Origin of the sequence: Paraclostridium benzoelyticum, from assembly GCF_001006285.1 — a bacterium.
Taxonomy (GTDB): domain Bacteria; phylum Bacillota; class Clostridia; order Peptostreptococcales; family Peptostreptococcaceae; genus Paraclostridium; species Paraclostridium benzoelyticum.
On the sequence record NZ_LBBT01000087.1, the window covers coordinates 1 to 7464 of the forward strand.

Here is a 7464-nt window from a genome sequence, read left to right on the forward strand (position 1 = left end):
ATAAATTTAATCTAACTTAGAATTTAACTTATAAAGCTTTGGTATAATAAACGTTATAACTACCACTGCCATTAAAATAATTTGATATATATATGCTCCGCTAAATGTTAGTGATATTATAGAAACCAAAATACATATTGCCGCAAAAGATAAAAATACAATTATATTTGAAAATGGCTCTTTTTCTCTCACTGGAATTACAATACCATATGTATAGATCACTATAATTCCAATTGTCGTATACATTAATCCGCTTTTAAATAACTCTATATTTATACCTAAATATGTAAATACGATAAAAAACAGTATCGTATATAGAAATATCCCAATGATAAGATTACCTATTAGTTTTCCATAAGAAATTAACTTGCTAGAAATAGGAATTATATTAGAGTAAATAGTGAAATTTCTATCTTCACCAAATGAACTTAGTGCAAATATTGAACAAAAACTTGATAAAATTAAATTAGTAATTGTCTTATCTATAGTATTTGGATCTAAAAAACCTACAGATATAATTATGCATATTAGTACAAAGAAATTTGAAATATTAGTCTCACTTCGTACAATATGTTTAATTTCTTTTGTTACAATCCATAGCATTTTCCCTTTGCATTTTGGTATATATTTAAAAAGCATTAAGTTTCTATTATCAAGTTCAATTCCAGAAAACATAATAGTTATAAATACTCCTAAAATCAAAATTATTCCACTTAGAATCAAACATATTCTTGCATCTTTGTAATTAAAATATCCATAACCTGAACACATATCTATAACTGGTAATAAAATATTTACTATTGATATCTTATATGAGTTACTTTTAACTAAAAGATTTTCTAAGTTTATTTTACTAACTAAATAAATAAAAGCATTTATTCCTAAAATAATTGAGGCTAATTCTCTAATAAACTTTTTATGTGATACAAAATACAGTAATCTAATTATTAATAGATAGATAATATTTAATAAGAAATATGTCAATAATGATTGCATGATTACAGATATTAAATATATAGTAATAATTTTTATATTAACCTTGGATCCTATGAATGATGGTAGGTGAAAAAACATGACATAACATAAATTAGTAATAATTATAAAAAATAACTCTTGAATTGTTTGTGCACATATCTTTTCTCTTTTTGTAAGTGGTAACCATTTTATTATTTTGCTATAATTACTAGTATCATTATCTGAGTTAATTAGTATTATGTATACAACAAAAGTAATTAAGGTTACATTCAACATACTGGAAGAAATAAATGAAAAAAACATACTTTTATTTCCGACAATAATAGCATTGATCATAGGAGAAAATATCTTATAAGATATAATAGTTCCAAGAAGAATAAAAAATGGAACTACAATCGATATAATAATAAAATATTTTTTAATTTTATTATATAAACTATTTTTAATTCCCTTAAGCATTGTTGTTAAAATTAGAAATGATTTCTCCAATCTCATGTTTTCTGTCCTCCCCTATAGAAACATTCATAAAAACTTCTTCTAAGTTTTTGCATTCAAATTTTTCTTTTAGAAAATGACCTGTACCCTTTGCCACAGGATTACCTTTATAAAGCATAATAACTTCGTCCGCTAACTCTTCAATTAAATTTAAATCATGTGAACATAATAGTATACTTCCTGATTTTATAAAGCTCTTGAAAAGCTGTTTTGTTATTATAATTGATTCTATATCTAATCCTCGAAAAGGTTCATCAATAATTATTAATTCACTTTCTAATGAGAAAGCAACTATTATCTGGATTTTTTTCTTCATACCATGTGAATATTCTTTTATCAATATATCTAAAAAGTCTTGCATATTATATAATTTTATTAATTTTTTTAATTTATCACTTTTATTTATAGAGTATACTGATAAGATAAAATCTATGTACTCTCTACCCGTTAATGATTCTGGCAGTATTAAATCATCTGGTATATATCCAACTTTCTGTTTAAATTCTAGACTATCATTTTTATGATTTTTATATAATATTTTCCCTTCATCACTTTTAATAGTCCCTAATATTAAATTAATCGTTGTAGTCTTTCCAGATCCATTAGGGCCTACAAGTCCTAAAACCTTATTTTTATTTAAAGAAAAACTGAGATCTTTTATAGCAACAATTTTATTGTTATAAGTTTTTGTCAAGTTATCTACATAAAGCATAGTTTAAACATTCCTCCCAGTACTAATATCAATTTATAGACTTAGGTGTTCTAAATTTAAATCTTTATCTTTTGTTATAGTTTAAATTTTTAATATAATTTTAATAAATTAAAGCTTATTTACACTCAATACTAACGTTAAGTCCGTTTTCCCACTTAACTCCGCCAGTGAAACTTCCTTTACCTTGAACTAAGCACCAAACTGCAGCTCCTAAAACAACAGTAGCTCCTAATGCTAAAAGTACTGCTACGAAAACTAAAAACCATGCTTGTTCCTCAGTTATTTCAAAATTATCACACTCTATTACAGGTGCATTGTATTGTATTAATTCCATTTCCCAATCTCCTCCTCAAATTTAATTAGAACACCTAAGTCAAAAGACATTGTTAGGTATTTGACAACTTTGTCTTTGTATAAATTGTTACATATCAAAAAATCGTTTGCAATATTTAGCTCGAACAATGTCAAAATTTTTATATAATTTACTCAATTAACACAAATAAGTGTCTATAGTAAATATACTTATTCTTATATTTACATATATTGGAATTACTCTGCATTTTCCTTCATTGTATAAGGATTACCTTAAAGTAAAAAACTTTAAAGTAATCCTTAAAATTTAAATAAGTCTGTTTTTGCTAAATTTTGTCTTATTTTGTATTTTTTTATCATTTTATTCTAGATTAGCTAACTTTTTCTATTTTTTGGATTTTAAAGTTCGTATGATACTTAATAAGACTTATTCTAAATACTAAAATAAATCTTATTTTAAATAGTAAATCTAATCATATGTTAAAGCTTTATAAAATAGTATATATTTAAAATCAAAATATTTACATTAATTCAAATATAAACTCATTTTAATCCAATTTTTATTAATTTCACTCCATTTAAATTGACCTATTTTTAGTCATATTTATAATAATTACTAATCTGAGTTAAATACAAATATGTAAAGGAGTTCATCATGATTTTAATATATTTATTTCAAACCTTAAGCGTTCTGCTACTAATTAATGTATTTTTAATTATATTTGTATCAATTTTTAAGTTTTTAAAATCTAATAATCAAATCGATGCAAAAATCAATAAATTAAAAGATACGGAATAATATGAAGTTTTATATTGTAACTAATTTTAATTAGTTTTTATATATTTATTATATTAAAATTTTACTTAAATCAATATTAGGAGGATTTAAGTTATGGAGAAAAAACAATATGTTTGTCCTAAATGTTCAAATACATCTTATGAGAGTGACCAATTTCAAGCTACAGGTGGAAATTTTGCAAAAATATTTGATATCCAAAATAAAAAATTTATAACTATAAGCTGTACTAAGTGTGGATACACTGAACTTTACAAAAGCAATACATCCGATGGATGGAATATTTTAGATTTTCTTATAGGTTAATATCAAATTCAAATAAAAAAGGGATATTAGTAGGTAATATCCCTTTTTTATTTGAATTTGATATTAAACCTCTCATTCTATTTTATAAAAATTACAGTTTTTTCGATCTTTATCTTCCGTTTTTAGCCAAATTTTCTAAATTATAATACGTTTATCCATTTTAATGTATAAAAACATTCTAATAGGCTCTGAGAGGTTTTAATCTATATTTAAAATCTATTCTTCATTGATTAATGTTTTCTTAAATTTAAAAAAGATTGCTTTTGAAAACATATATTAAAGTTAGAAAAAGATATATAACCTAAAATACACAATATATTTTTTAATCATAAAAACAATATAATACTAATTCCTAATATATATTCATACAATATCCATTCTTCAAAGTTTAAAAATAAATATGTCATCTTGATAATAAAGTTGATTTAAATAGATTAGATTAGGACAGAAAAGTATCTTTACTAGTCTTTACTATTATTTAAAACAGTATTTAATAGTATTTATAGTATTTAGAGAGCGATGAAAACCTTGAAATTACTTATACTGAAGCAATTAAAAGTGTCAAGTTGATAGTCAAAAGTGTCACTTTGATAATTAAAAGTGTCACTTTGATAAATTTTATGTGTCAAGTTGATAGTCAAAAGTGTCACTTTGATAATTAAAAGTGTCACCTTGATAGCATTAAAAGTGTCACTTTGATAATATATCAATATAGCAAAAAGTTAACACTGTTAAATTAAAGTGTCAAAATCGTAAAAGTGACACTTTAAAATTATACATATGATATACTAGTTTTATTAGTTAATAGAATTGGGGGATATTATGAGTAATTTAACTGATATAGAAAATCCAAAAATACTTATGAAAAACAATGTGCTAATACAATCTAAGTATAGTTTAACTTTGAATGAAAATAGAATATTTTTGTTAATACTTTATAAACTTCAAAAAAATTATAATGGATCAATGCATTGTGATATTCATTATGATGAATTTAAAGAAATAATAAAAAGAACGAATGATAGAACTGTGAAAAAAATAAGTAGCTATTTAGAAGGTCTTATGAATAAAAGTATATTTTTCATTGAAAAAAAGAGAAATGATAAATTGATTTGGGGACAATACAACTTTATATCAGGATACCAGTTTGATGAAGAAACTCAGATTTTTAGAATCGAAAGCCCAAAAAAAATTTATACTTTATTAGATCAATACTTAAAGACAGGATATACTCCTGCAAACTTAGCTATACTATTTAGTTTAAAAAATTATAATGCTCAAAGACTATATGATTTAATAAGAGTTTGGTCGGGAACTAAACAAACTATAAATTATAAAATTGAAGATATAAAGATGTATTTAATGCTAGAAGATAGTTATCCTCAATATTCAAATTTTAAAAGGCGTGTAATTTTACCAGCAATAAAAGAACTAAATGAAAGTGGTTTTTTTGAAATAGATATAAAAGAAAATAAATCAGGAAGAAAAGTTGAATCAATAGATTTTATAGTAAAAGACTTAGATAAGAGAAAGTACTTCTCTAAAGATGATGTAATTGATCAAATTGGGGAGTCTAATATTTATGAACAATCAAGTGTACCTGAACCATTTGAAGAAAATAAAATAAATTTAAATGCAGAGAAATCTATTTTAAATAGAGAATTTTTTGTTCCCGATGAAACAGTTTTTACAAAAGGAACCTTAAGAAGTTTTAAAATGGATTTCGAAAATATAGACTTTAAAAATGATTATATGAAAAAAGCATTTGATGATGCAGTGATGATAACTCTAGATAAAGACGATGTTGAAACTATAAAAGCAGTATCATATAAATTCTTTAAGGGAACCTTAGATAATAAAATTTTGGAGTACAAGAAAGAGTATGAAGAAGATTTAAAGCATAAAGAAGAAATGGATTTATTTTGGTAGTCTTAAAATATGTCAACTTGATAATTACACTAAAAGTTTAAACTATAAAATGTATATAGATATAACCTTTTAATTAGAGTAGAAATATTAGACAAATAAATTAAGTATGTCATATTGATAATTTAAAAAAATTATTATGTATCAAAACTTCAAGTTAAATGTCAAGTACGTGTAAATACTAACGTTTAGCTACTTAAAATTGTAATGATATCAAAAAAAAATTATACAAAAGCAACACATTGATAATTAAATTTAAAAAGATACTGTTTTTTAATTAAAAACAGTATCTTTTTGATTAACTATAGCTATTTGCTATCTTCAATATCTTCAACATATTCTAAAATATCTCCTGGCTGACAATCTAATATTTTACAAATACTATTTAAAGTTGTAAATCTAACAGCTTTAGCTTTATTATTTTTTAATATGGAAAGATTAGCCATAGTGATTCCAAGCTTTTCAGAAAGTTCCGTTGAACTCATTTTTCTCTTTGCCATCATTACATCTAGGTTAACTATAATCGCCATAATATCTCCTTATATAGTCTTATCATTTTCTTCCTTTATTTCAATTGCCATAGTATATAACCTACCTAATACCAAACTTAAGAATCCTATAGCTAAAGAAATAAATGAAACTAAAATAGCTGGTATTATGTTAAGGGCATAAAGGTAAACCTTAAATAAGTAACATAAAAATAATTGTACCACATTAAATATTAAAATTTCACTAAAAGCACATATTGATATTACTTTTAGATGATAAGGAATTTGCCTAGAAAAAGGATTTTTTTTAGCAATTAAACTGCATAATTTTTTTAATGAGATTAATGCTATTAAATAAGGAACTGCACATATATACACTCCTACAGATAAAATAATAGGTATGTTTGAGCTAACTATACCTAGGCTGCTTTTAAAAAAAGCTGTAAGCCCTAGCGGTAAGAATAGAAGTAGGCAGATTGTTAGTCCTATCCCTACCAAAACAATGTTATTTAGTATTTTTGAACTAATATTTTTTTCCATAATTATGACCTCGATTTTTTTATTTTAATTATTTCGTAATTGATTTTATACAAAACAAAACTAAAAAGTCCTATAAATAAAGAAATAAATGAAATTAAAACAGTTGGAATTAGGTTAATCGAATATAAATAAATATCAAATAAATTACATAAAAATAATTGTACCATATTAAATATAAAAAATTCACTAAAAGAACATAATGATATTATTTTTAAAAAATAAGTAGTTTCTTTTGAAAATGGATTTTTATTATCTATTAAAGCACATAATTTTTTCAGTGTAATTAATGCTATTAAATAAGGAATTATACATATATATATTCCAGTTGAAACAAATAAAGATATATTTCCACCTACTAATCCCAAAGTATTTTTAAAAAAATAGTTGAGCAATAAAGGTATAAGTATAAATAAAATTAGAGTTATACTTATACTTATTGAGACAATATTGTTTAAAGTTTTTGAACTAAAATTTTTATTCATTACTTTATATCCTATTTTAAAATTTAAATTATATCTATTGTCTAATATGTTTTTTCTTAAATAAAAATAGCATAAATCTAAAAATTAAAGCTAAAATTCCTATGAAAGAAAATAACCAGAATGTAGGTATTAAGAAAAATGGTTCTATAAGAGTTCCATCTGCAGCAATTTCAGATCCTATAATATTGAAAATTACTAAGCATCCTATTGCTATTAAAAATGGTATTGAATATAATATATTTTTTTTCATTGTAGACTCTCCTTTAAATTTGCTTTAATTAAATTATAACAGTAAATTATAATAAATCAATATTAAATTATTGTTTTTCGATAAAAAAATATTCTTTAGGAATATGTGAATATAAATCAAATGATGAAATTGCATAAAATATTATATAGATTTTAATTAGATATTTATATGAAATAAGGTTA

9 protein-coding genes are annotated in these 7464 nt (G+C 23.0%); 2 read left to right on the top strand and 7 right to left on the bottom strand.

Annotated features, from left to right (window positions below):
* Positions 1-6 precede the first annotated feature (6 nt).
* The 3 genes from VN21_RS03990 to VN21_RS04000 form a co-directional block, all read right to left on the bottom strand.
* A complete protein-coding gene (locus VN21_RS03990; RefSeq protein WP_046822152.1) occupies positions 7-1470 on the bottom strand; it encodes a hypothetical protein in 1464 nt (487 codons plus the stop codon).
* Positions 1427-2182, bottom strand: coding sequence for an ABC transporter ATP-binding protein (locus tag VN21_RS03995; protein WP_046822153.1), 756 nt, complete (start codon positions 2180-2182; stop codon positions 1427-1429). Before VN21_RS03995 ends, VN21_RS03990 begins: the two co-directional genes overlap by 44 nt.
* A gap of 115 nt (positions 2183-2297) precedes the next feature.
* Positions 2298-2516 carry a hypothetical protein gene (locus tag VN21_RS04000; protein WP_046822154.1) on the bottom strand — a complete coding sequence of 73 codons (219 nt, stop codon included), beginning with the start codon at positions 2514-2516 and terminating at the stop codon, positions 2298-2300.
* Positions 2517-3386: 870 nt separating this feature from the next.
* Here VN21_RS04000 and VN21_RS04005 point away from each other — a divergent pair.
* Both VN21_RS04005 and VN21_RS04010 read left to right on the top strand, forming a co-directional pair.
* A complete protein-coding gene (locus VN21_RS04005) occupies positions 3387-3596 on the top strand; it encodes a zinc ribbon domain-containing protein (protein WP_021430843.1) in 210 nt (69 codons plus the stop codon).
* Between the two features lie 822 nt (positions 3597-4418).
* Positions 4419-5525, top strand: a complete 1107-nt coding sequence (locus VN21_RS04010; protein ID WP_046822155.1) for a replication initiation protein — start codon at positions 4419-4421, stop codon at positions 5523-5525.
* Between the two features lie 305 nt (positions 5526-5830).
* Here VN21_RS04010 and VN21_RS04015 read toward each other — a convergent pair whose 3' ends face one another.
* Genes VN21_RS04015 through VN21_RS04030 form a run of 4 tightly spaced genes read right to left on the bottom strand, consistent with a single transcriptional unit; the run spans position 5831 to position 7282 of the window.
* Positions 5831-6052: a helix-turn-helix domain-containing protein gene (locus VN21_RS04015; protein WP_046822156.1), complete on the bottom strand. Its 222-nt coding sequence runs from the start codon at positions 6050-6052 to the stop codon at positions 5831-5833.
* A gap of 9 nt (positions 6053-6061) precedes the next feature.
* Entirely contained in the window at positions 6062-6550 is a 489-nt protein-coding gene (locus VN21_RS04020; RefSeq protein WP_046822157.1) for a DUF2975 domain-containing protein, read from the bottom strand.
* A gap of 2 nt (positions 6551-6552) precedes the next feature.
* Positions 6553-7032, bottom strand: a complete 480-nt coding sequence (locus VN21_RS19435) for a DUF2975 domain-containing protein (RefSeq protein ID WP_046822158.1) — start codon at positions 7030-7032, stop codon at positions 6553-6555.
* 34 nt (positions 7033-7066) lie between these two features.
* Positions 7067-7282 carry a DUF3955 domain-containing protein gene (locus VN21_RS04030; RefSeq protein WP_046822159.1) on the bottom strand — a complete coding sequence of 72 codons (216 nt, stop codon included), beginning with the start codon at positions 7280-7282 and terminating at the stop codon, positions 7067-7069.
* Positions 7283-7464 lie beyond the last annotated feature (182 nt).

What these genes read in the sequence shown, in the direction of transcription:
- VN21_RS04030 (WP_046822159.1), bottom strand. Translation starts at nt 7,282, where the DNA reads ATGAAAAAAAATATATTATATTCAATACCATTTTTAATAGCAATAGGA.
- VN21_RS19435 (WP_046822158.1), bottom strand. Translation starts at nt 7,032, where the DNA reads ATGAATAAAAATTTTAGTTCAAAAACTTTAAACAATATTGTCTCAATA.
- VN21_RS04000 (WP_046822154.1), bottom strand. Translation starts at nt 2,516, where the DNA reads ATGGAATTAATACAATACAATGCACCTGTAATAGAGTGTGATAATTTT.
- VN21_RS04015 (WP_046822156.1), bottom strand. Translation starts at nt 6,052, where the DNA reads ATGGCGATTATAGTTAACCTAGATGTAATGATGGCAAAGAGAAAAATG.
- VN21_RS04020 (WP_046822157.1), bottom strand. Translation starts at nt 6,550, where the DNA reads ATGGAAAAAAATATTAGTTCAAAAATACTAAATAACATTGTTTTGGTA.
- VN21_RS04005 (WP_021430843.1), top strand. Translation starts at nt 3,387, where the DNA reads ATGGAGAAAAAACAATATGTTTGTCCTAAATGTTCAAATACATCTTAT.
- VN21_RS03995 (WP_046822153.1), bottom strand. Translation starts at nt 2,182, where the DNA reads ATGCTTTATGTAGATAACTTGACAAAAACTTATAACAATAAAATTGTT.
- VN21_RS03990 (WP_046822152.1), bottom strand. Translation starts at nt 1,470, where the DNA reads ATGAGATTGGAGAAATCATTTCTAATTTTAACAACAATGCTTAAGGGA.
- VN21_RS04010 (WP_046822155.1), top strand. Translation starts at nt 4,419, where the DNA reads ATGAGTAATTTAACTGATATAGAAAATCCAAAAATACTTATGAAAAAC.